Origin of the sequence: Staphylococcus saprophyticus subsp. saprophyticus ATCC 15305 = NCTC 7292 (genome assembly GCF_000010125.1) — a bacterium.
Lineage (GTDB): Bacteria > Bacillota > Bacilli > Staphylococcales > Staphylococcaceae > Staphylococcus > Staphylococcus saprophyticus.
Genome location: NC_007352.1, coordinates 1 through 22,870, shown reverse-complemented (window position 1 = coordinate 22,870; position 22,870 = coordinate 1). Strand labels below are relative to the sequence as shown.

21 protein-coding genes and 2 pseudogenes are annotated in these 22,870 nt (G+C 31.3%); 9 read left to right on the top strand and 14 right to left on the bottom strand.

The window, feature by feature from the left end; genetic code table 11:
• Positions 1 to 74: 74 nt before the first annotated feature.
• The 5 genes from SSP_RS12585 to SSP_RS13240 all read right to left on the bottom strand — a co-directional run bounded on the left by SSP_RS12585 (position 75) and on the right by SSP_RS13240 (position 5,877).
• Positions 75 to 1,001 (bottom strand): glycine betaine ABC transporter substrate-binding protein, encoded by a 927-nt coding sequence (locus SSP_RS12585; RefSeq protein WP_011304083.1) that lies wholly within the window; start codon positions 999 to 1,001, stop codon positions 75 to 77.
• A 15-nt stretch (positions 1,002 to 1,016) separates the two neighbouring features.
• Positions 1,017 to 3,605: an MMPL family transporter gene (locus tag SSP_RS12580; RefSeq protein WP_011304082.1), complete on the bottom strand. Its 2,589-nt coding sequence runs from the start codon at positions 3,603 to 3,605 to the stop codon at positions 1,017 to 1,019.
• Positions 3,606 to 4,104: 499 nt separating this feature from the next.
• Positions 4,105 to 4,644: a PadR family transcriptional regulator gene (locus SSP_RS12575; RefSeq protein ID WP_011304081.1), complete on the bottom strand. Its 540-nt coding sequence runs from the start codon at positions 4,642 to 4,644 to the stop codon at positions 4,105 to 4,107.
• 54 nt (positions 4,645 to 4,698) lie between these two features.
• Entirely contained in the window at positions 4,699 to 5,313 is a 615-nt protein-coding gene (locus tag SSP_RS13245; RefSeq protein WP_011304080.1) for an ABC transporter permease, read from the bottom strand.
• 3 nt (positions 5,314 to 5,316) lie between these two features.
• Positions 5,317 to 5,877: a YhgE/Pip domain-containing protein gene (locus SSP_RS13240; protein ID WP_011304079.1), complete on the bottom strand. Its 561-nt coding sequence runs from the start codon at positions 5,875 to 5,877 to the stop codon at positions 5,317 to 5,319.
• A 147-nt stretch (positions 5,878 to 6,024) separates the two neighbouring features.
• On the opposite strand from SSP_RS13240, the gene cadC reads away from it, so the two are divergent.
• The 4 genes and pseudogenes from cadC to SSP_RS12550 all read left to right on the top strand — a co-directional run.
• On the top strand, positions 6,025 to 6,393 hold the full coding sequence (cadC, locus tag SSP_RS12565; RefSeq protein WP_011304078.1) for a Cd(II)/Pb(II)/Zn(II)-sensing metalloregulatory transcriptional repressor CadC: 369 nt from the start codon (positions 6,025 to 6,027) through the stop codon (positions 6,391 to 6,393).
• Complete coding sequence (locus SSP_RS12560; protein ID WP_041785032.1) at positions 6,386 to 8,803, top strand: cadmium-translocating P-type ATPase CadA; 2,418 nt, start codon at positions 6,386 to 6,388, stop codon at positions 8,801 to 8,803. Before cadC ends, SSP_RS12560 begins: the two co-directional genes overlap by 8 nt.
• A gap of 104 nt (positions 8,804 to 8,907) precedes the next feature.
• Positions 8,908 to 9,522 carry a CadD family cadmium resistance transporter gene (locus SSP_RS12555; RefSeq protein WP_011304076.1) on the top strand — a complete coding sequence of 205 codons (615 nt, stop codon included), beginning with the start codon at positions 8,908 to 8,910 and terminating at the stop codon, positions 9,520 to 9,522.
• Between the two features lie 512 nt (positions 9,523 to 10,034).
• Positions 10,035 to 10,229 (top strand): annotated as a pseudogene (locus SSP_RS12550) (recombinase family protein); the annotation flags it as partial.
• Positions 10,230 to 10,288: 59 nt separating this feature from the next.
• On the opposite strand, the gene SSP_RS12545 reads toward SSP_RS12550, so the two are convergent.
• Positions 10,289 to 10,963 (bottom strand): IS6-like element IS257 family transposase, encoded by a 675-nt coding sequence (locus tag SSP_RS12545; protein ID WP_001105987.1) that lies wholly within the window; start codon positions 10,961 to 10,963, stop codon positions 10,289 to 10,291.
• A 15-nt stretch (positions 10,964 to 10,978) separates the two neighbouring features.
• Here SSP_RS12545 and SSP_RS12540 point away from each other — a divergent pair, with 15 nt between their 5' ends.
• Positions 10,979 to 11,464: a hypothetical protein gene (locus tag SSP_RS12540; protein ID WP_041785029.1), complete on the top strand. Its 486-nt coding sequence runs from the start codon at positions 10,979 to 10,981 to the stop codon at positions 11,462 to 11,464.
• A 184-nt stretch (positions 11,465 to 11,648) separates the two neighbouring features.
• Positions 11,649 to 11,792, top strand: a complete 144-nt coding sequence (locus tag SSP_RS13120; RefSeq protein ID WP_002324169.1) for a hypothetical protein — start codon at positions 11,649 to 11,651, stop codon at positions 11,790 to 11,792.
• A 190-nt stretch (positions 11,793 to 11,982) separates the two neighbouring features.
• On the opposite strand, the gene SSP_RS12535 is transcribed toward SSP_RS13120, so the two are convergent.
• Together SSP_RS12535 and SSP_RS12525 are read right to left on the bottom strand one after the other, a co-directional pair.
• A complete protein-coding gene (locus SSP_RS12535; RefSeq protein ID WP_011304063.1) occupies positions 11,983 to 12,657 on the bottom strand; it encodes an aquaporin in 675 nt (224 codons plus the stop codon).
• Positions 12,658 to 13,127: 470 nt separating this feature from the next.
• On the bottom strand, positions 13,128 to 13,802 hold the full coding sequence (locus SSP_RS12525; protein ID WP_001105987.1) for an IS6-like element IS257 family transposase: 675 nt from the start codon (positions 13,800 to 13,802) through the stop codon (positions 13,128 to 13,130).
• A gap of 1,294 nt (positions 13,803 to 15,096) precedes the next feature.
• On the opposite strand from SSP_RS12525, the gene SSP_RS12520 reads away from it, so the two are divergent.
• A complete protein-coding gene (locus tag SSP_RS12520) occupies positions 15,097 to 15,771 on the top strand; it encodes an IS6 family transposase (protein ID WP_011304072.1) in 675 nt (224 codons plus the stop codon).
• Positions 15,772 to 15,832: 61 nt separating this feature from the next.
• On the opposite strand, the gene SSP_RS12515 is transcribed toward SSP_RS12520, so the two are convergent.
• The 5 genes and pseudogenes from SSP_RS12515 to SSP_RS12495 all read right to left on the bottom strand — a co-directional run bounded on the left by SSP_RS12515 (position 15,833) and on the right by SSP_RS12495 (position 20,127).
• Positions 15,833 to 16,033, bottom strand: a complete 201-nt coding sequence (locus tag SSP_RS12515; RefSeq protein ID WP_009384742.1) for a cold-shock protein — start codon at positions 16,031 to 16,033, stop codon at positions 15,833 to 15,835.
• 376 nt (positions 16,034 to 16,409) lie between these two features.
• Positions 16,410 to 17,000, bottom strand: coding sequence for a type 1 glutamine amidotransferase family protein (locus SSP_RS12510; protein ID WP_011304071.1), 591 nt, complete (start codon positions 16,998 to 17,000; stop codon positions 16,410 to 16,412).
• A 175-nt stretch (positions 17,001 to 17,175) separates the two neighbouring features.
• A complete protein-coding gene (locus SSP_RS12505; RefSeq protein WP_011304070.1) occupies positions 17,176 to 17,964 on the bottom strand; it encodes an HAD-IIB family hydrolase in 789 nt (262 codons plus the stop codon).
• A gap of 878 nt (positions 17,965 to 18,842) precedes the next feature.
• Positions 18,843 to 19,139, bottom strand: a pseudogene (locus SSP_RS12895) (protein rep); the annotation flags it as partial.
• Positions 19,140 to 19,155: 16 nt separating this feature from the next.
• The gene (locus SSP_RS12495) at positions 19,156 to 20,127 is read right to left on the bottom strand and encodes a replication initiator protein A (protein ID WP_002440813.1); all 972 of its coding nucleotides are present in this window, start codon (positions 20,125 to 20,127) and stop codon (positions 19,156 to 19,158) included.
• A gap of 514 nt (positions 20,128 to 20,641) precedes the next feature.
• On the opposite strand from SSP_RS12495, the gene SSP_RS12490 reads away from it, so the two are divergent.
• Both SSP_RS12490 and SSP_RS13380 read left to right on the top strand, forming a co-directional pair.
• Positions 20,642 to 21,328 carry a DUF536 domain-containing protein gene (locus tag SSP_RS12490; protein ID WP_011304068.1) on the top strand — a complete coding sequence of 229 codons (687 nt, stop codon included), beginning with the start codon at positions 20,642 to 20,644 and terminating at the stop codon, positions 21,326 to 21,328.
• Between the two features lie 315 nt (positions 21,329 to 21,643).
• Complete coding sequence (locus tag SSP_RS13380; RefSeq protein ID WP_077460968.1) at positions 21,644 to 21,961, top strand: LysE family translocator; 318 nt, start codon at positions 21,644 to 21,646, stop codon at positions 21,959 to 21,961.
• A gap of 178 nt (positions 21,962 to 22,139) precedes the next feature.
• On the opposite strand, the gene SSP_RS12480 is transcribed toward SSP_RS13380, so the two are convergent.
• Positions 22,140 to 22,688 carry a TetR/AcrR family transcriptional regulator gene (locus SSP_RS12480; protein ID WP_011304066.1) on the bottom strand — a complete coding sequence of 183 codons (549 nt, stop codon included), beginning with the start codon at positions 22,686 to 22,688 and terminating at the stop codon, positions 22,140 to 22,142.
• Between the last annotated feature and the right edge of the window lie 182 nt (positions 22,689 to 22,870).

Here is a 22,870-nt window from a genome sequence, read left to right as displayed (position 1 = left end):
TATACTGATTAATCAGTATAGTTACCTTATCAATTTCTTAACGCTCATTATGGATAACAAGTTTTAAATCATATTTACTGCTGAATACCTTCAAGCCATTTATCTTTCTTGCTTTCATGACCATCAACATATTCTTCAGCTACTTTTTGTGGGTCTTCTTTATCTACGTATATGCGTTTAGACAACTTATTTTCATCTTCTTCATTCCAGTCATCAGCAATACGCGTAGCTATTTTATAAGCAGCAGGATGTTCATCCTTAAAGTTTTTATTAAAAACTAAATTGATATGTTCATCACCACTACCATAAACTTTATCTGGATCTTTTAGCATTTTTAAGTCCATTTCTTCAAATATCCAATGTGGTTTTGCTCCAGTGAAAATAATCGGTTCTTGTTTTTTATATTTTTTCTGTAATTCTGACAACATTTCTTCATCAGAAGATTTATTAAGATTCCAATCATTAAAATCGTCATCTTGTAGAGCTTCGTTAGTCTCTTTCATTACACCGTTTCGGTCGTCTGTTCCTGTAATGTTCCAATCAACGGATTTACCTAAATCTTTATTATCTTTTAAATCGTCAATTGAATCTACATCGTCCATATACTTGGGAACAGCTAATGATACTTTAGCTTTGTCGATTAAGTTTTTCTTATCGTATACTTCTAAATTGCTATATTGATTTAAATAACTTTTATCCGTTGAAGGGAAAATGCCTGAAGCATTAAAAGTATTAGCATTTTCAGAAGTTGTAGCATACATAGGACCACTAGCAGGCATTGGTGTTGTTATCACTTCATATCCTGCATCTTTTAAAACTTCAGCTATAACTAATGAACGCGCTGCTGAATTATCACCTTTATAAGGGATTTCAATCTCTTTACCTCCTAATTCAGTAGAACTATCGCTCTTTGAACCCCCGTTACCACAAGCACTTAATAATACCGCAAGCAGTAAAGTTACAACTAGTCCTAGGGATTTCATAATTTTCTTTTTAAACATTCTTAATAACCTCCTTTACTTATCATTACCGTCGCTTTGGTCACCTTGATTATTGTTTTTGTCGTAAATAGAATGATTATTTTCTTTTGCGTAAAGCATAAGAGCATTAAATAGTAATGTTTGATCTGTTGAATTATATGATAAATCTTTATATAGATTTTCAGTTTTTTCCTCTATGTTTTGAGGATGTTTATTTACTTCTTTGTTGTTTTGACCATCACGATTTCTATTATCAATGTATGAATAAGTGGAGTTAGGAGACGAATATTCCGAAATATATGATTCATCTGTATCTTCTTCATTTTGATCATAACTTTGATTGTTAGAATGCTTGTCAAATGATGCATTATTTTCACTTCGTGTTAGATGTGATTCGTTGTTGACCTCATCATTAGTCATTGTTCTTCCTCTAGCTTTTTCATTAGAATTTGATGCTGGTTGCCCACTTTCATTTTCTGTATCTTCTTGTAAACCGTGGCCTTCAACATCAATTTTAGGTAAAATGCGGTCTAACCATTTTGGTAAATACCATGAAGCTCGGCCAAATAATTTTGTAAGCGCAGGAATTAGAGTCATACGTACAATAAAGGCGTCAAAAAGTACGCCAAATCCTAAAGATATACCCATTGCTTTAACTGTTATATCATCTTGAAATACGAAAGCAATAAATACACTAAACATAATTAACGCTGCAGCTACTATAACAGGACCACTTTCTTTAACACCTACTTTAATTGAATGCTCATTATCACCTGTCTTACTGTATTCTTCATGAATACGTGACATTAAGAACAGCTCATAGTCGATGGCTAAACCAAAAAGCAGACCTATGGTTATAACAGGTAAAAATGCAAGTATTGGACCTGTGGCACTAACACCGAACAAACCACTTAAAAACCCTTCCTGCATAACTAAAGTTGTAAATCCTAATGTTGCAGCTAATGATAAGACAAAACCTAGTACTGCTTTTAATGGAATAATTATTGAACGGAACACAAACATTAATAAAACAAATGCTAGTGCTACAATAACTCCGGCAAATACAGGAATCGCATCATTCAATTTCTTAGACATGTCTATGTTGATAACGCTTTGTCCAGAAATTTCAGTATTAAAGTCATAATTATCTTGGGCTTGTTTGTTATAATCGCGTAAATCATAAACTAAGTCGTTTGTTGAAACTGCATTAGGTCCTTCTTCAGGAATTACAGATAACAACGCGTAATTTTTATTACTTGATAATTGCGGGCTAGATACAGTGTCTACATTATCGTAATCTTCTAAATCTTTACGTGTATTATCCAAATTACGTTCAACTGTCTTCTCACTACCGCTATCTTTTGTATTAACGAGCATGACGATTTGCCCATTATAGCCCTCACCAAACTCATCAGAAATGATTTTATCTGCTTTATATTGCGTTGAATCTGTAGGTTTCATACTATCACCAGGCATGCCTAGACGCATGTTGCTTATAGGTATGATGGCTAAACCTAAAATAACTAAACTTGCGATAATAGCTAGAACAGGTTTGCCAACGACAAATTTAGACCATGGTGTATCAACGTTTCCATACTTAGATGTTTCCTTTGATTTTATTTTGATACGCTTATGGAAAATACTAATAAATGCTGGTAATAATGTTAATGATGCTAGAACAGCAAACAGTACACTAATTGCTGCAGAAAAGCCCATAACAGTTAAGAAATCGATGCCTACAAGAGAAAGGCCACAAACAGCCATAATTACCGTTACACCAGCAAAGATAACGGCACTGCCTGCAGTTCCGACAGCCATACCGATTGCTTTAATATAATCTTTTTCCGTTTTAGCTATTTCTTTATATCTAAATAAGATAAACAGTGAGTAGTCAATACCTACGGCAAGACCAATCATCACAGATAGTATTAATGCAAAATTGGGTATATCAAATACGTATGTGAGCAATCCAATAACCCCTACACTAGAGCCTAGTCCAATAACGGCGCTGATAATCGGCATACCTGCAGCTATTAATGAACCAAACGTTATAAGTAAAATAACAAATGCTACAATAATACCGATAACTTCAGCTGATGCTCCTATTTCTGCATCAAAAGGAGCTTGATTTGTCGTTTCAATTTGTAAATTATGTTTATCTTTTAAGTCATTTAATTCATTATCAACATTTTTTTTCGATGAATCTTTTAATGAATTTTGTGATACAACATAACTAATATCAGCAATTGCAGTATCCTTATCTTCATTTATTTGTTTGCTTTCATAAGGATTCGTGACGTTTAAAACGTCATCATCATCTTGTTTAATATTGTCTAATGCTTTTTCTATATCTTTTTTAGTATTATCGTCAGTTATTCCATCATCGGATTGCGAATGAAATACCATACGCATTGATGCCTTTTCACTGTCTTGGTGAAACTCCTTATTTATTTTCTCATTCGTATCAAGTGACTTTAATCCATTCATTTTTATATCACTATCAAATTTTGGTGCACTCAACATCAATGGTACAACGATCATTAATAGTAATATAATCCAAGCGATTACGCTCAACCACTTATTCTTAGCTATAAAGGTACCTAATTTATATAAAAGTTTTGCCAAGACCATTTCCTCCTAAACATGTTTTTTGCCCTTTAATCTAAGTGCAAATTGAATTTCGAACTCAGAAAAATCGCAAATAATCCCTCTATTTGCGAAAATTTTAATCAACTCGTATTCAGTGTTTGAATTGACAGGCCCTAATATATCAAGGTATATGATATAAAAACACCGATATTTCCATCGTTATGTTGCATAATGAAACAATATTAAAAAAATGTTTGAATTTAATGAATTCCATTATATTACAGACGTAAGTAGTTACTTATCTTATCCTAATATGTTTAACGACAAGTAAGAATATATTATCATCGAGCTGTTGCTTGCATAACATAGTTTAATAAAAAATAATGTTAAGTATGGATGAAAAAATTCTAAGAAACCAACTATTGATTAACTGAGCTCCATTATCTATGCAAAAGAACCCTTATACATCTCAAAAAAGCTGATAAACTATTACCTTTTCAGGACATAATTTATCAGCTTTTAACACTTTTTTTATTTAATTGTCAAATTCTTTAATAGAATTTATTAATTCTTCTAGAGATTGTATAGTATGTTCTGCTTTTGTTTTAAAGTGATTCGACATGAAATCTAGAAGTTTTTGGTTCTCTTTTGGAACCTCAATATAATTATAATATTTAGAAGTTTGCTGAAGTTTATCTTGAATATCTTTTGCTTTATCTTCTAAAATATAAATTATTTTTTTCTTATCCACATATTTAAGATTAGCGATACCTATATACATTTCAGTGATTTGATTAGCGTTTTTAAAGAGTTTATAAATCATTGAAGGTAAAGCATCTTTTCCTTGATCAGTAATAGCGAAAATTTGTTTGTCAGGTCTATTTTCTTCTCTAATAGTTTGTGTGACTTCAATTAAGCCTTTCTTCTTAAGTGAATCAAAATGATAGTAAAGCTTACTTTCGGTTAGGCCACTCATTTTATCAAATGGAATAGGTTCAGATAATTGTCTTTTTAATTGATAAGGATAAGTGTTTTGTTCCATTAACTTACTTAATATAAATATTTGTACAGACATTAATAATACGCCCCTTTAAAAATTGGACTTATTTCATCAGAATCGGGATTACGTTTATTGATTAACAGTTTCTGTGGAATTAAGTTTATTTTTATTCATATAAACTGGCGATTTCTTATGAATAAATGTAACTATGAGTATGTTTATTAGCAATGCACCTAAACCCACTGCTCCCATAGATAAAATATAGGGTCCTTGAGATATACTACCATAAAGATTAGCAAAGTGTGCTTGGACAGAGTAATACATTGGTGAAATATGACTAACCCAATTATACAATCCAGGCATCATATCTCGACTCATTGTTGCTCCATTTGCAATTGTTTGTATTAATAAAATTGGAATATTTAAAATCATACCAGCTTCTCCTATTAAAAATACTACAATTGCCGTGAAATTGAAGCTGACCATATAATTAAGTGTTAATTGACCTAACATGCTTAAGAATAATTTCCCATCTAAATCATTTATAAAATAAGTCACTCCTAGCGCTACTAATGAAGATGAAATAGCAATTAATAGTGCTGTAAATTGGACGTAAATGAATAATCTGGTTTTAGACGCTTTTGAACGTAGTAAATTAAATGAACTAACTAATTGCATAGATCCTATCATAGCACCAACATAACCTGCTAGCGTCAAGAACATAGGTAACATTTTAACATTCATACTTTAGGGCAGTTCATTAATATGAGAGACTTCACCAGAATATGACGCATTAATTTGTTTAACTAAACCGTCTACTTGTTTTTCAGGTACTTTCACTTGTTTTAACACCGTACCAGTAGTTTGATTAGAAAACTGTTCACTTAGTTGACTATTTATATTTGTTGCAATTGAATCCATTGACTGACTAATCATGGTTGGGGACGCATCGTTTATTTTAAAATCTAAACCAGGTGTATCTTTTCCAGATTTTAAATTACTAGAAAAATCTTTAGGAATGTGAATTACAAGGTTCAAATCATTATGCTCCAAGTCCTTGTTTGCCTTTGAGTTAGAAATATCTTTCTTAATATTATCGAACGGTAAACTTTTATTTAATTGTTTTGATATTTGGTTACCATAGTCTCCTGTATCATCGTTAACAATAGCAATAGGAAGTTTATCTACATTGCCAGGCATTGCTTTATAACCCGGTAAAAAAATAGCTAGCATAACTAAAGCGTAGAAAATCCCCATAAATATTGCGCCTGTGGCCCCTCGCGTTTTCAAAAATTCTATATATTTCATTTCACTTCTTCTTTCCTTCGTTTTTGAGACTAGAATTTTATGCCCTACTTACTTCTTTTATTTTCATTCAAATATTTGCTTGCATGATGAGTCGAAAATGGTTATAATACATTCAAATAAATATTTGAATGAAGATGGGATGATAATATGAAAAAGAAAGATACTTGTGAAATTTTTTGTTATGACGAAGAAAAGGTTAATCGAATACAAGGGGATTTACAAACAGTTGATATTTCTGGTGTTAGCCAAATGTTAAAGGCTATTGCCGATGAAAATAGAGCAAAAATTACTTACGCTCTGTGTCAGGATGAAGAGTTGTGTGTTTGTGATATAGCAAATATCTTAGGTGTTACGATAGCAAATGCATCTCATCATTTACGTACGCTTTATAAGCAAGGGGTGGTCAACTTTAGAAAAGAAGGAAAACTAGCTTTCTATTCTTTAGATGATGAACATATCAGGCAGATAATGATGATCGCCCTAGCACATAAGAAAGAAGTGAAGGTCAATGTCTGAACAAAAGGTTAAACTAATGGAAGAAGAAATGAACGTCTATCGGGTCCAAGGATTTTCATGTGCAAATTGTGCAGGAAAGTTTGAGAAAAATGTTAAAAAGATTCCAGGCGTTCAGGACGCAAAAGTAAATTTTGGAGCTTCAAAAATTGATGTCTTCGGCAGTGCAACTGTTGAAGAACTAGAAAAGGCTGGTGCTTTTGAAAATCTTAAAGTGGCACCAGAGAAACCTAAAAGACGGGTAGAACCTGTGGTAATTAAAGATAAAAACGTTTACCGTGTGGAAGGATTTTCCTGCGCAAATTGTGCGGGGAAGTTTGAAAAAAATGTAAAACAAATAGCTGGAGTTGAGGATGCAAAAGTAAACTTTGGCGCTTCTAAAATTGATGTATATGGAAATGCATCGGTTGAAGAACTTGAAAAAGCAGGTGCTTTTGAGAATCTAAAAGTATCTCCTGAAAAACTAGCGAATCAAACGATACAAAGGGTTAAAGATGACACTAAGGCTCATAAAGAAGAGAAAACACCATTTTATAAAAAACATAGTACATTGCTGTTTGCCACACTACTAATTGCTTTTGGTTACCTTTCTCACTTTGTAAATGGAGAAGATAACCTCGTAACTTCCATGTTATTTGTAGGTTCTATTGTAATTGGCGGATATTCATTATTTAAAGTCGGTTTTCAAAATTTGATACGCTTTGATTTCGACATGAAAACCCTGATGACCGTTGCCGTTATTGGAGCTGCCATTATTGGTGAATGGGCAGAGGCATCTATTGTTGTTATTCTCTTTGCAATCAGTGAAGCACTTGAACGCTTCTCTATGGACAGAGCAAGACAATCCATACGTTCATTGATGGATATCGCCCCAAAAGAAGCACTAGTTAGACGAAATGGTCAGGAAATAATAATCCATGTGGACGATATCGCTGTGGGTGATATCATGATTGTCAAACCAGGGGAGAAAATTGCCATGGATGGAATCATTGTGAATGGCTTGTCGGCTGTCAATCAGGCAGCTATAACAGGAGAATCTGTTCCCGTCTCCAAAGCGGTAGATGACGAAGTATTTGCAGGTACGCTTAACGAAGAGGGACTAATTGAAGTAAAAATCACCAAATACGTAGAAGATACAACCATTGCCAAGATTATTCATCTTGTTGAAGAAGCACAAGGGGAGCGTGCTCCAGCCCAAGCATTCGTTGATAAATTTGCGAAATACTACACTCCGATCATTATGGTTATTGCAGCCTTGGTTGCAGTCGTTCCACCCCTATTCTTTGGTGGCAATTGGGATACATGGGTTTATCAAGGATTAGCAGTTCTTGTAGTTGGATGTCCTTGTGCATTAGTTATTTCTACTCCAATCTCGATTGTCTCGGCAATTGGAAATGCAGCGAAAAAAGGTGTGTTGGTTAAAGGTGGTGTCTATCTCGAGAAATTAGGAGCCATTAAGACAGTCGCATTTGATAAAACAGGAACACTGACAAAAGGTGTACCAGTGGTAACAGATTTTGAAGTATTAAATGACCAAGTGGAAGAAAAAGAGCTATTCTCTACCATTACAGCTTTAGAATATCGTTCACAACATCCACTTGCTTCAGCAATAATGAAAAAGGCAGAGCAAGATAATATCCCTTATTCTAATGTACAAGTGGAAGAATTCACTTCGATTACTGGGCGAGGTATAAAAGGGATTGTAAACGGAACTACTTACTATATTGGAAGCCCAAAACTTTTCAAGGAATTAAATGTTTCCGATTTTAGCCTTGGGTTTGAAAACAATGTGAAAATCCTACAAAACCAAGGAAAAACAGCCATGATTATTGGAACGGAAAAAACAATTCTCGGCGTAATTGCCGTTGCAGATGAGGTTCGTGAAACAAGTAAAAATGTGATTCAAAAACTTCATCAGTTAGGTATCAAGCAAACAATTATGCTGACAGGTGATAATCAAGGTACTGCAAATGCAATCGGTACACATGTAGGCGTTTCTGATATTCAGTCTGAATTGATGCCACAGGATAAATTAGATTATATTAAAAAAATGCAATCGGAGTATGATAATGTAGCTATGATTGGCGATGGCGTTAATGATGCTCCAGCACTTGCTGCATCTACTGTTGGAATTGCAATGGGCGGTGCTGGAACGGATACTGCAATTGAAACAGCTGATATTGCATTAATGGGAGATGATTTAAGTAAGCTTCCATTTGCAGTAAGACTCAGTCGAAAAACTTTAAATATCATTAAAGCTAACATCACTTTTGCTATCGGAATTAAAATAATTGCCTTACTATTAGTTATCCCGGGATGGTTAACCCTTTGGATAGCGATTCTTTCCGATATGGGAGCTACTATTTTGGTAGCATTAAATAGTTTACGACTGATGAGAGTGAAGGATAAATAGGTAGAAAACAGAATAGTAAGGTCACGCTGTGCGCAATTCAAGGGGGGCTTTTCAATTTGAAGAAAAGTCCTACCCCTAAAATATAAAATATTGGAGATGGAAAAATGACCGCAACGATACTTACAGCAGCTGCGGTATATGTAGCAACAGGAATTGATTATCTCGTTATATTAATTCTTTTGTTTTCGCAAGTAAAAAAAGGTCAGGTGAAACATATTTGGATAGGACAATATATAGGGACTGCAATTGTTATAGGAGCAAGTCTTTTAGTTGCACAGGGGGTTGTAAATTTAATTCCTCAGCAATGGGTTATCGGACTACTTGGGCTTTTACCACTTTACTTAGGTGTGAAAATGTGGATTAAAGGAGAAGAGGATGAAGATGAAAGTAGTATTTTATCTTTATTCTCCTCTGGAAAATTTAATCAGTTATTTTTGACGATGACTTTCATCGTATTAGCTTCCAGTGCGGATGACTTTTCGATTTATATACCGTACTTCACGACCTTAAATATGTCTGAAATCTTTATTGCTGTTATTGTCTTTATGATTACGGTTGCTGTTTTATGTTATGTCAGCTATCGCTTAGCTTCCTTAGATTTTGTATCAGAAAAAATTGAGAAATATGAACGTTGGATTGTACCTATTGTATTCATTGGGTTAGGGATTTATATATTGTTTGAAAATGGTACATTTAACGCTTTATTCTCATTTCTTTAACAATCGGAACGCTTTCTCTAATAAGAATCAGCGCTCGTTTGACATATAAGACCGCCTTTTGGGAGTCACGATAGAAGTCCAATTTCTTAATTTTAGAACTGAGAAATTGGACTTCTATATACCTCCTGACTCTAACCTTATTAACTTGTAATGCAAAATAACGATTAAAATAGGTGCAAAATAACTCCTAAAGTGACAAGCTAAGCATATCAATACATATATAATGTCTATTTAGGGTCTACCCTAATCGAACCATTATCGATGCTAGCAAAACAGTATTTCTGTATGTATGATTAGAGTACTAAAAATGTTCGTTTTTGACACAAAACCTCTTAACTATAAATTAGGAGGTTTTTCTTGGATATTTAAGTCTATAAACTTGTGTTATAATCAATGTATTATAAATATCAAAAATCATGGGTTTTTAGACGATGAGAGACGCATTTATTTGCATCGAGAATTAGATTCCTTTAATAAGTACCCATAAAACGATTAAAAGAGGTGGTATTCAAATGGCTAAAATTGGTTATGCACGTGTATCAACACAAGATCAAAGTCTTGACGCACAGATTGATACACTTGAGGAATATGGTTGTGAACGTATCTTTAGCGAGAAAGCGAGTGGTCGCAAAACGAAAAGAACGGAACTTGATAAGTGTTTGGATTATTTACGAGAAGGAGATATTCTAGTTATATATAAACTAGATGGTTCTGTTGCAAAGTAAAAAAATATAGCTAATCACTAATTTATCATGTCAGTGTTCGCTTAACTTGCTAGCATGATGCTAATTTCGTGGCATGGCGAAAATCCGTAGATCTGAAGAGACCTGCGGTTCTTTTTATATAGAGCGTAAATACATTCAATACCTTTTAAAGTATTCTTTGCTGTATTGATACTTTGATACCTTGTCTTTCTTACTTTAATATGACGGTGATCTTGCTCAATGAGGTTATTCAGATATTTCGATGTACAATGACAGTCAGGTTTAAGTTTAAAAGCTTTAATTACTTTAGCCATTGCTACCTTCGTTGAAGGTGCCTGATCTGTAATTACCTTTTGAGGTTTACCAAATTGTTTAATGAGACGTTTGATAAACGCATATGCTGAATGATTATCTCGTTGCTTACGCAACCAAATATCTAATGTATGTCCCTCTGCATCAATGGCACGATATAAATAGCTCCATTTTCCTTTTATTTTGATGTACGTCTCATCAATACGCCATTTGTAATAAGCTTTTTTATGCTTTTTCTTCCAAATTTGATACAAAATTGGGGCATATTCTTGAACCCAACGGTAGACCGTTGAATGATGAACGTTTACACCACGTTCCCTTAATATTTCAGATATATCACGATAACTCAATGCATATCTTAGATAGTAGCCAACGGCTACAGTGATAACATCCTTGTTAAATTGTTTATATCTGAAATAGTTCATACAGAAGACTCCTTTTTGTTAAAATTATACTATAAATTCAACTTTGCAACAGAACCTAAAATACTTAAACAACGATCAGCGTTAGCTGCTCGTTTAGAACCAACATTCACAGAATTAAACTCAGGAAAAGAACGTAAGCAAGATAAAGAGCATATTAAACGTTTACAGGATGAAAATTCAAAACTTAAGAAACAAAATAAAAAAGTAGCAAATGAACGTGATGAAGTGATAAGAGAGCATAAATCAGATATAAGTCTTGTGAAAAGTGGATGTAAAATAATCAAAAAAGCAGTTGGGGAAGATGTTTATCATAAAGGGATTAATATGATTGATAATAAAGTTAAAAGTAATTTTAAAGATAAATACAGAGAAATGGTTACTGTTGATGACAATGATAAACGTATGTTCCAACGAAAAGATAACGAAGTGAAACGTATGCAATTTGAGAATAGTAAGATGCGTAGTAAAGGCAAAGATAAAGGTTTTGATTTGGATAGATAAAAATAAGGCTTTTAACAGAAATAATTAATCTGTTAAAAGCCTTATTAACGTTTATAAAAGAAATCATTGATTGATGATTTCTGAAGGAGAAGCCGTCACTTCTCATTGCTATATTAATATTATAACAGGTATTTAAAATTTTAATATTTTTTGTGATAAAGTTTGCTAAAAAGGAGTTTTGAAGTTGAAAAAAACAGAACGTAATTTATTTTCCATTTTCTTATCTTTAGGAAGTCTTTTTGCTATCTTTAGTGGTTTCTTTATTTTGGGCATTGGAATGTTGATTGGCGGAGCAACTTTATTAACTAAAAGTATTTCTGAAGAATAAAAGAGTTGACGCATTTATGCCGAGAAAATTTATTGTGCGTTGAGAAGAACCCTTAACTAAACTTGCAGACGAATGTCGGCATAGCGTGAGCTATTAAGCCGACCATTCGACAAGTTTTGGGATTGTTAAGGGTTCCGAGGCTCAACGTCAATAAAGCAATTGGAATAAAGTATTAACTTTTAGAATTTTATTATTGTATGTTTGGTTTTCTTAAAATTTTATGTGTTAGAGCTGCAATAACTGCACCTAGAAGGGGAGCTAATATAAATATCCATAATGTTGATAATGCTTCTCCACCTGTGAATAATGCAGGTCCAATACTTCGTGCTGGATTTACAGAGGTACCAGTTAATGGGATACCTATTAAATGAACCATAGTTAATGTAAAACCTATTACAAGAACTGCTAAATTTGGAGCGATAAATTTTGTTGTCGTGACTGATAAAACGATGAATACGAAGACGAATGTTAATATTACTTCAACTAAGAATGCACCTGATAAAGATAGGTCTCCAGGAAGGTTTGCACCGTATTGGTCAAGATCGGTTTTTAATGTGCTTGATATAGACCAAATTAAAAATGTAGCAAATATTGCGCCCATAGTTTGGGAAATTGTATAGATGAATAAGTTTATTAAGGATAAACGTTTGTCTAAAAACATTCCTAAAGAAACTGCAGGGTTTAAATGACCTCCAGAGATATCGCCTATTGCATAGGCAGCTGCAATTATTGTTAGACCAAATGCTATTGCGACACCAAGTGTGCCTACGCTGTTATCTGGACTTAAACTCATAAACACTGCTGTTCCTGTACCGAAGAAAACTAGTATAAATGTACCTAAGAATTCTGCTATTATTTTTCTCATAAAATACCTCCTGAATATTAGTTCTAATATATACTATAAGATGAAAAAAAGTAACCTTTATTCTTAGAAATATTGATTTAAGAGAAAAGACTTTTTAAGGTCTTTTCTCTTACGTTTTCGTCGTTTTTTGCCGGTTTCTTCTTATCTTGATACTATATAGAAATAACTCGATTTTAAAATTATAGCTGTAATCCTTGGTATGTAAGGGATTATAGCTATTTTTCTTGTTGAAAGGAATTTTTGACATAAAAAACCCCAGTAGTATGATTAAAGCGTCTACTCAATAAACAACTACTGGAGGTCTCTTTATATGCAATATAATACTACTAGATGTATAGACGAAAATCAAGATAACGAAACACTTAAAGATATGACGAAAAGTGGGAAACAACGCCCATGGAGAGAAAAGAAGGTTCTGTTGCAAAGTAAAAAAATATAGCTAACCACTAATTTATCATGTCAGTGTTCGCTTAACTTGCTAGCATGATGCTAATTTCGTGGCATGGCGAAAATCCGTAGATCTGAAGAGACCTGCGGTTCTTTTTATATAGAGCGTAAATACATTCAATACCTTTTAAAGTATTCTTTGCTGTATTGATACTTTGATACCTTGTCTTTCTTACTTTAATATGACGGTGATCTTGCTCAATGAGGTTATTCAGATATTTCGATGTACAATGACAGTCAGGTTTAAGTTTAAAAGCTTTAATTACTTTAGCCATTGCTACCTTCGTTGAAGGTGCCTGATCTGTAATTACCTTTTGAGGTTTACCAAATTGTTTAATGAGACGTTTGATAAACGCATATGCTGAATGATTATCTCGTTGCTTACGCAACCAAATATCTAATGTATGTCCCTCTGCATCAATGGCACGATATAAATAGCTCCATTTTCCTTTTATTTTGATGTACGTCTCATCAATACGCCATTTGTAATAAGCTTTTTTATGCTTTTTCTTCCAAATTTGATACAAAATTGGGGCATATTCTTGAACCCAACGGTAGACCGTTGAATGATGAACGTTTACACCACGTTCCCTTAATATTTCAGATATATCACGATAACTCAATGCATATCTTAGATAGTAGCCAACGGCTACAGTGATAACATCCTTGTTAAATTGTTTATATCTGAAATAGTTCATACAGAAGACTCCTTTTTGTTAAAATTATACTATAAATTCAACTTTGCAACAGAACCGCTTTCCTCCTACTATTTATTATCAATTTGTCAGTACTTCCACTTTTGGAAGTCAATATGATTTTATTATCTATTTTTATAAATACTCTCTGTTATAACAGTAAATAATTCATAAAAAAAGATACCAAATCCAAATTGGTTTGGTATCAATCTCTTTAAATGAAAACAATGATTGCCTGTCTGAAAATGAAAAATAAAACTCTTAACAGAAATAATTAATCTGCTAAGAGCTTTATTACCCTTAATAAAAGAAATCATAAATTAATGATTGCTGAAGGAGGAGTCTTTGCTCTTTCTTCAATCTATGTAAATTATAACACATTTTCTTATCATCAAATATCAAGAATGATTTTAAAAAAGAAGAGATTAAAAAATTAAAAATGAATAAACTTCTAATTTTTTATACCAAAACAGCTCCTTATAAATTTAAAAAACGTAAAATTCAACATAAAAAATTTGCGGTTTCCTTTATTACTTTTGAAATTTTAAGTATCAATGAATAACACAAAGTCGTTTTCTATCACTACTTAAATTTCGTTTTTGATACTTCATTTTTTCAAAAATGGCTTATTCTATTAGAATAAAACTTCAAAATTCTTTATTCTATTAGAATAAAAGGGTATCTGAAGCCCTTTAAATAGGCTTTATTTATAGGATTGGGGATCACATTAACAATGCCATTCGTAATTTATAGAATAAAAATTACTTAATGCATTTTTGTCTAATATAAATACGCTATAAATACTGTTATAATAGTATTTATATAGAGAGCAAATGACGAAGGAATGGTAAGAAAAATACATCAGCTATGCTGATTGACACGTCAGTGGCATTGTATTTCCTTATGCTCTTATTTTTTATTCTGCTTTCAGCATAAAAAATAAATGATTTGTACAAAAGTTAAATGAATAAAAATGATTTTTTCGTTATCATAATGAATCATTCTTTTCATACCAAATCACTCAATTTTATATTTTTCTACTATTATTTGTTTAATTATACGCATGAAACATGTTTGATATTTCAATTTATTTTAAAACAATACGATGATTCAATCATTTAAAAATGAACTTTTAAAATATAGAAAATCATTTTATTATAACAATTCTGATCCTTCACGTTTTCCAAAATCAATTTCTTCTTCGTCAGTTGTTTTATCTTCGTCACTTGTATTAATCAAATGGTTCTGTTGCAAATTTGAATTTATAGTATAATTTTAACAAAAAGGAGTTTTCTGTATGAACTATTTCAGATATAAACAATTTAACAAGGATGTTATCACTGTAGCCGTTGGCTACTATCTAAGATATGCATTGAGTTATCGTGATATATCTGAAATATTAAGGGAACGTGGTGTAAACGTTCATCATTCAACGGTCTACCGTTGGGTTCAAGAATATGCCCCAATTTTGTATCAAATTTGGAAGAAAAAGCATAAAAAAGCTTATTACAAATGGCGTATTGATGAGACGTACATCAAAATAAGAGGAAAATGGAACTATTTATATCGTGCCATTGATGCAGAGGGGCATACATTAGATGTTTGGTTGCGTAAGCAACGAGATAATCATTCAGCATATGCGTTTATCAAACGTCTCATTAAACAATTTGGTAAACCTCAAAAGGTAATTACAGATCGGGCACCTTCAACGAAGGTAGCAATGGCTAAAGTAATTAAAGCTTTTAAACTTAAACCTGACTGTCATTGTACATCGAAATATCTGAATAACCTCATTGAGCAAGATCATCGTCATATTAAAGTAAGAAAGACAAGGTATCAAAGTATCAATACAGCAAAGAATACTTTAAAAGGTATTGAATATATTTACGCTCTATATAAAAAGAACCGCAGGTCTCTTCAGATCTACGGATTTTCGCCATGCCACGAAATTAGCATCATGCTAGCAAGTTAAGCGAACGCTGACATGATAAATTAGTGGTTAGCTATATTTTTTTACTTTGCAACAGAACCTTTTAAACAGTAACAACGTTAGTAGCTTGTTCACCACGTTGGCCTTCAGTGATATCAAATTCTACCTTTTGACCTTCTTCTAAAGATTTGTAACCTTCTGCTACAATACCAGAAAAGTGAACAAATAAATCACTACCGTTTTCTCTTTCGATGAAGCCAAAACCTTTTTCTGCATTAAACCATTTTACTGTACCGTTATTCATATAGAATACCTCCGCGTGCTTTTGCACATAATATTTGTAACAATTTCATTTATAAAAAAGAGGATATTCTAAAAAATACACTACAATTAAATTCACGAGCTTTTATTACGTTAGATTAACTATAAACCTTTTAGAGCGATAAGTAAAGGTTTTTATATAATTACTGTTATATAAGAAGAATCTCAATATTGTTTTGAGCTATATAAAAAAGAGCGAGATGTTGCTTTAGTAAAGTCGTTCGAAATATAATTTACGATTAAAAGACTAGATCTAATTGAAATGCATCTTTTTACATATTTGAGTTATTTCTATATAGTATCAAGACAAGAAGAAACTCGTTTTCAACTCGTTTCTAAAAACCCAAATACACCCAACTTTATAAATATGGATTTCCGTATTTTTCACAATATTTATAAAAACCAAACCTATTCATAAATATTGTCTTTTCAATACTTTTATCAGAATCAAAATCAATCTCTCTTAAAATTGATTCAGTAAATTCAAGTGATGCTGTACCATTTGCTGTTATAAGCATATTATCAACAACACTTTGCTTTTCTAAAAATTCATTCTCAGGTTTATATTTTTTATAATTTTGCCAAATATAAACCGAATTACCAGTATGTTTATATTTGTTTAAAAAACCATTTCTAGCTAAATAATCAACTGCTCCACATATAGCACCAATTACTATATTTTTATTAAATGCTTCCTCAACAAATTTTAAAAGGTTCTCAGAATTATTATCCCAAGAATTACCTCCAATCATAACTAACAGATCATAATCTTTAGGTTCATCGCCAATAATATAATCTACCAAAACAGAAAAACCACCTAAAGAAGATACATTTTCTTCAACAGAAATAGTACTTACAGACCAATTATCATCTTGATTTAAAATTGAAGATAAATATGCTCCTTCCCAATCTGCAAATTCATCTAGTAAAAGAAATAAAGCTTTTTTCAAAATTAAAAACCCCTTTTATTTTTAGATTAATAAACTTTATTGCTTTATTCCAATTGCTTTATTGACGTTGAGCCTCGGAACCCTTAACAATCCCAAAACTTGTCGAATGGTCGGCTTAATAGCTCACGCTATGCCGACATTCGTCTACAAGTTTAGTTAAGGGTTCTTCTCAACTTCAATAAATTTTCTCGGCATAAAAGTCGCTAATATCCTTATTTGCAATTTCTTCAATTTTTTCTACAATTTTTAACTCCAAATTCCCTTCACTCTCAATAAATTCTTTAGCAAAACTTCTTAATTCTTCATGATGTCCAACCATTACTGTATAAAGTGCATTTTCAAACATAGATATATCATTTGAATCATTACCAAAAGCTATATAATCACCTTTATCTATCCCTAACATTTTAAGTGCAGCCCATTTATGTATACCTTTAGGACTTATATCAAGTACATTCTCATTCCCATGCTTATTTACATATACATCTAATTCATTTAATTTTTTACTCAATAATTCATTATTACTCGATGTCAAAATCAAAACTTTCACAACAGATTTTAAAGAATCTAGATTAACTAAATTAGCCGAATTTAAAGGATCTAAATTTTTTAATATAGAATGGTTTTGAGGTCCAGTATATGCATAATCCCAATCCCCATCAATTAAGTAAGTAGCATCAAATTCATTAATTAATTGTTTAATTTTTTCCATTTCTGATAACGAAAAAGAAACAGATTTTATAATTTTTCCTTTACTTAAAATAAGCGAACCATTACCACCTATCATTGTATAATCATGAAAATCCTTGCTTATAACGGGAAGCATATCTCTAATCGGTCTCGCAGATGCAAAAATAACTTGATGACCACTATTCGTAAGATTTTTTAAAGAATTAAGAATTTTATCTGATACTGGTTCTCCTTTAAAACAAATAGTCCCATCTAAATCAAACACAAATTTCACATTTAACGCCTCCACTATTTAGATTAGTTTTTATTATAATATTCCTTATCAATTATGACAGAAATTTTATTAGCAAATTATATCTACGAAAAGTCTTCAAAATAAGTAACTTTTTCGGGTCTACTTTGTACACTTTATCTACCTGGTAGACCCAATTGTTATTGCTTTACAGGTCTAAAATTCGTCGTTATAATCTAGTTAAATCCCGTAAGGGCGCACTTACACGTTTGCTCCAAACGGTGCAAAAACCATAATCGACCTTCGTCGATTTTTTTAATCTTAGTTTTAAGTAATCGGTGTTGCAGCACAGATACAAAAATTAATACTGCACGAATTTGAATCGACGTTGTAGCGTAGATATAAAAATTAATACTACATCAAAATTTAACTAAGATTTAAGCTACTAGTTTTTTGCTAGTAGCTTTTTTATTTTTAAAATTTTAAATACCTTTATTTTGAATTTTAAGGGGGCATTTTAAAGATTTAGGGGTAACTCATATAGTTTTATGCCTAAAAACTTATATAAGCTCTTAAAACGCAAATATGAGCCAAATAAATATATGCTATTTCCAAAAACAAAAATTTGAGCAAAACCAGTGACTAATTTTTTAGACACTGCCCAGTTACGCACAAAATTATTTTTTGCGGTAAAAACTGGGCAACCATGCCGGTTGAACGCTATAGTTCCCGCAAGGGCAAAAAGACATGAAAAAACGCTAACTTTTAAGCTAACGTTTATTAAACAATACTTTTAAAAAATCGAATTATTAAATTAAAAACATTAGGAATAAATACAATTATTCGAAACACAATATCTGAAATAATCTCAATAAAAAATGACTTAGTTCTCTTGTATTTTGCACTCATAAATCAAACTCCTAAACTTTTTTTAAGTAATAATTTTGTTTTTCAAAATTCCAAATTGCCGTAATTGAATGTGCTTTTTCTTCTTCATCTGTTGTTTTATCTTCATCACTTGTATTAATCAAATTGCCATCTTCGGCATCGTCTAAATTTAAAATTTTATGTTTTTGTTTAAGCAATCCACCGTAACTCAACATACGTTTTCGATATAAACCTTTTTCTAAATCATTAACAATCTCTGAATCTTTTTCGCTATCTCCAGTTAAATAATCTGATGACTTAACCGAATATTTCGAGGTCTCTTTGATTGCTATAAAATTATCTAAATTATTGGCTAAAGATATTATGTTGTTTCATGTTTTGACGACGCATATTAAGTGCGTGTATTTCTTCAAGTTCAGCTTTAATCGATTGCATTAAATATCCTTGCATAGCTTCAACGGTTTCATTCTTTTGTAGCAGCATCGCTTTAAAACGTTTTAAGACACTGACAATTTCAAACTCAACATCTTCTAAACGATAATAGGTATCATGGGCATTATTAAATGATTTCTTCCCTTTGAGTAAAACACTTTTAATAATACGAATTTCTCTAATTTCAAAATTACTTACGTAATCTTTGATTTGTTGTGGCAATTCTTCAAGCACTTGGAATTTTAAGGCATCATTATTAAATTCATTTTGTTGATGATTTGTATGATTCGAATGATTGTGGTTTGTTGAATTGTTATATGTATCATTCATATCATGCGTATCATTATTCTTAGTCTCTATATAGTCAGTATTACTTAAGTCAGTATCATTAGTGTATTCTTTTGATATGTCATGATGTATCAAATTAATATTTCTTGATGTATCATTATCATATTTCTGGACGTATGAATTTGATACGTCCGTGTTATTACGCTGTTCTATATCATTTTCTTGTTGTGAAATATAATATACATCAGCTTCTGTTACTTCCGGTTTTTTAATATATAATTTATTAGGTTTATTTAAACCTACTCTTATTTGATTGAATAAATCAGCTTGAGTTAATTCTTTTTTAATTTTAGATAACTTATTTGGACTACTAATATTTAAAATAGATTTAAGCTTTTCATTGGTATAAATAAAAAATATATCTCCATTTTTATCTACCCAATTATTTCTTATAGATAAATCTAAACGATCTCTTAATATTGACCATGTTATTTTTGCATCGTTAGACAAATTAACATATTTAGGATTCGTAAAAAACACTTTAGGTAATTGATAAAATTTCTCTTTTTGGATTTCTTTAATGTTAAAGTTGGACATACAAAAACCTCTTTCATATTTAAATTTCTAAAAGAGGTAATAAAAAGCTATAAGTAAGTTTATATGTATTCGACTTGCACTAATAATTCTTAGAATATATAATAAGAATATAACAAATATATAAACAAACAAATCACTTGTTTTATTACCGAAGAAACCTGACTATTCCCGTAGTTGGGTTTCTTTTATATATATTTATAATAACACTTTTAAAAGCTTTGTTAAATTGTTTATATACATTTGGATGTATGCATTTTCAAAAAAGATAAAACTTCGTACAATACCTTTATATGGTTATGTCATATAACAGCGTATAAACGCTTATATAGCAAGTATAAAGGGTGTATAACACCTATACATATAGGGTTGAAAGTTTATACATATAATACTATATAGTTATACGTATAACCGTATATAGCTATATGTATAATGAATTATATGCCCTTGTAATAACAAGTATAATAGCTATATAATGGTATAAATGTCATGTGTATAATTATATGGAGGCCATTATATGAAAAGTATGAAGGAAATTGCCGATGAATTAAACGTAACAAAAATGACTGTTTATAATAATGCTAAAAAAGCAAATGTAAAATTTCAAAAAATCGATAACGTAAATTACTTATCCGGTGAAGATGAAACTATAGTAGTAAACCGAATAAGAAAAAATCAAAATAAGAATGATGATTTTGAAGGTGAAAAAAAAGAAGAAGCTGAACCTAATAATGATAACCTGGTGAAAGATGAGACAATAAAACAATTATATAACCAAGTAGCTATATATAAAGAACAATCAAATAGAGATAAAGAGCAAATAAATACACTTAATAGACTTTTAGAGAATCAGCAAATATTAGCTTTAGAAAGTAATAAAAAGATTCAAAAATTGGAGAATCAATTAGAGGAAGAAAGACAGCTTAATTATTCCTTTGATACATCTGTTAATGATAGACAAAACGTTAATTCACAAGAAGCAACATTTACTGAAGAACCTAAAGATATTGATCAAGAACAAGAAAATGAACATCCAACAGAAGTACAACATAAAGATGTAGCTGAAGAGGAAAAGGGTGACAGTATAAAAGAAGATGAGTTCCCAAAAGATGATAAACTATCTGAAGAAATAGAGAGTGAGACTGCTGATAGGGGAGAACAGACCCCTAAAAAAGGGTTTTGGAGTCGTTTATTTGGTAATTAATTGTAATAAAAAAGGCACGACAAGTTCATAAACTTGTCGTGCCTTTTTATGTGAATCGAACTTCTGATAATCATCTGTTATGTTAATTCTATATAGGGTCCTTTGTATTTTAAGCGTTAATGAAAATTTCTGAAAATTAATTTCTTTGCTTCTTTGTTTATATTATAATAGATTATATTATCTATAAAAAGGAGCGACAACCATGAGTAACCTTCTATCATTTTTAGCAATAGTAATTGTTATAACGATTGTCCCTGGCCCTGATTTTTTTGTTGTTATGAAAAATACCATTGCTTATGGGAAAAGGGCGGCGGTATTGCTGTATTAGGTAGTGCCACTGCGCATATCATTTACATATCTTTATCAGTTGCTGGCCTTATTATTTTACTCACTAATTTTTACTTTATTTTCCAAACAATTAAAATTTTAGGTATTATTTATTTAATTTACTTGGGTATTTCTAGTATTATTTCTGGTTTCAAAAAAGATGATATTAACCAGTTATATACGGTAGATTTTGACGGTAATAACAAAAACCATAAATTAATTTCTTATAGACAAGGTTTTCTAAGTACTTTATTAAATCCAAAAGCAATACTTTTTCTTCTACACACAAGGGAGACATTTATATAATTGGTGATTATCCAAAAGAGATATTAAACGAGACTACTTTATTGAAAAAAGAGTCTCTTAATCGTTTCAAAATGATATGCTCCTTTCAAAGTAGACACCTAAAAAGTGGAATTTTGGAGGGAGCATTTTTATGAGCAGAAAACCTATACAATTTTAGTAATGGCTGATGACCACGGGTTTATAGAAATATATTATCTGGCCCTTCTTTTGTCATTTCTACTAATTCATCTACAGTATACGTATAATTATTTTTTTGCCATTGCTTTAATACTTCAATAATTCCACTACTGTAAAAATCGCATAACAATTGCGGATGTTTTGAATGACGTATTTTGATAGACAGCACATCATTATTTGTCGAAGATTGTTCTTTCAGAAGCTTGCTGCCTATTTGGTTCAAAGCGTTAAAAATATCCACTTGGCGTGATGATATAGCTAAATGCTTGAATAATTTTTTATTAGCATCAACATAATATATTAACGCCTCAAAAATAGAATCGCAACGTGTAGCTTGTACTTCCTTATATAACAGTTCTGTTATATGCTGAGTTACGTGATATAGTAAATTATACTTATCCTCAAAATAGCGATAAAATGTACTACGATTAATATCAGATTCTTCGCAGATTTTCTGAACTGTTAATTGGTCAAAGTCAATTTCATGCAATAAATCAAAGCAAGTTTGAATGATATGTTGAACTGTTCTTTTTTGTGCAGAAGTATACACTGTAAAACCTCCTTTACGATTACCTAATTTCATATAGTTATATTAATTTACAGAGTAACTTATCACAAATATATTGCACTTTTCGTCTTTGTTACTTCATTTATTAAATACCAAACAGCCTGTTAATCAACTTTTTTAAATACATTTTAAAAGAGAGATATAAATCCAACTAAAAAGGTAAC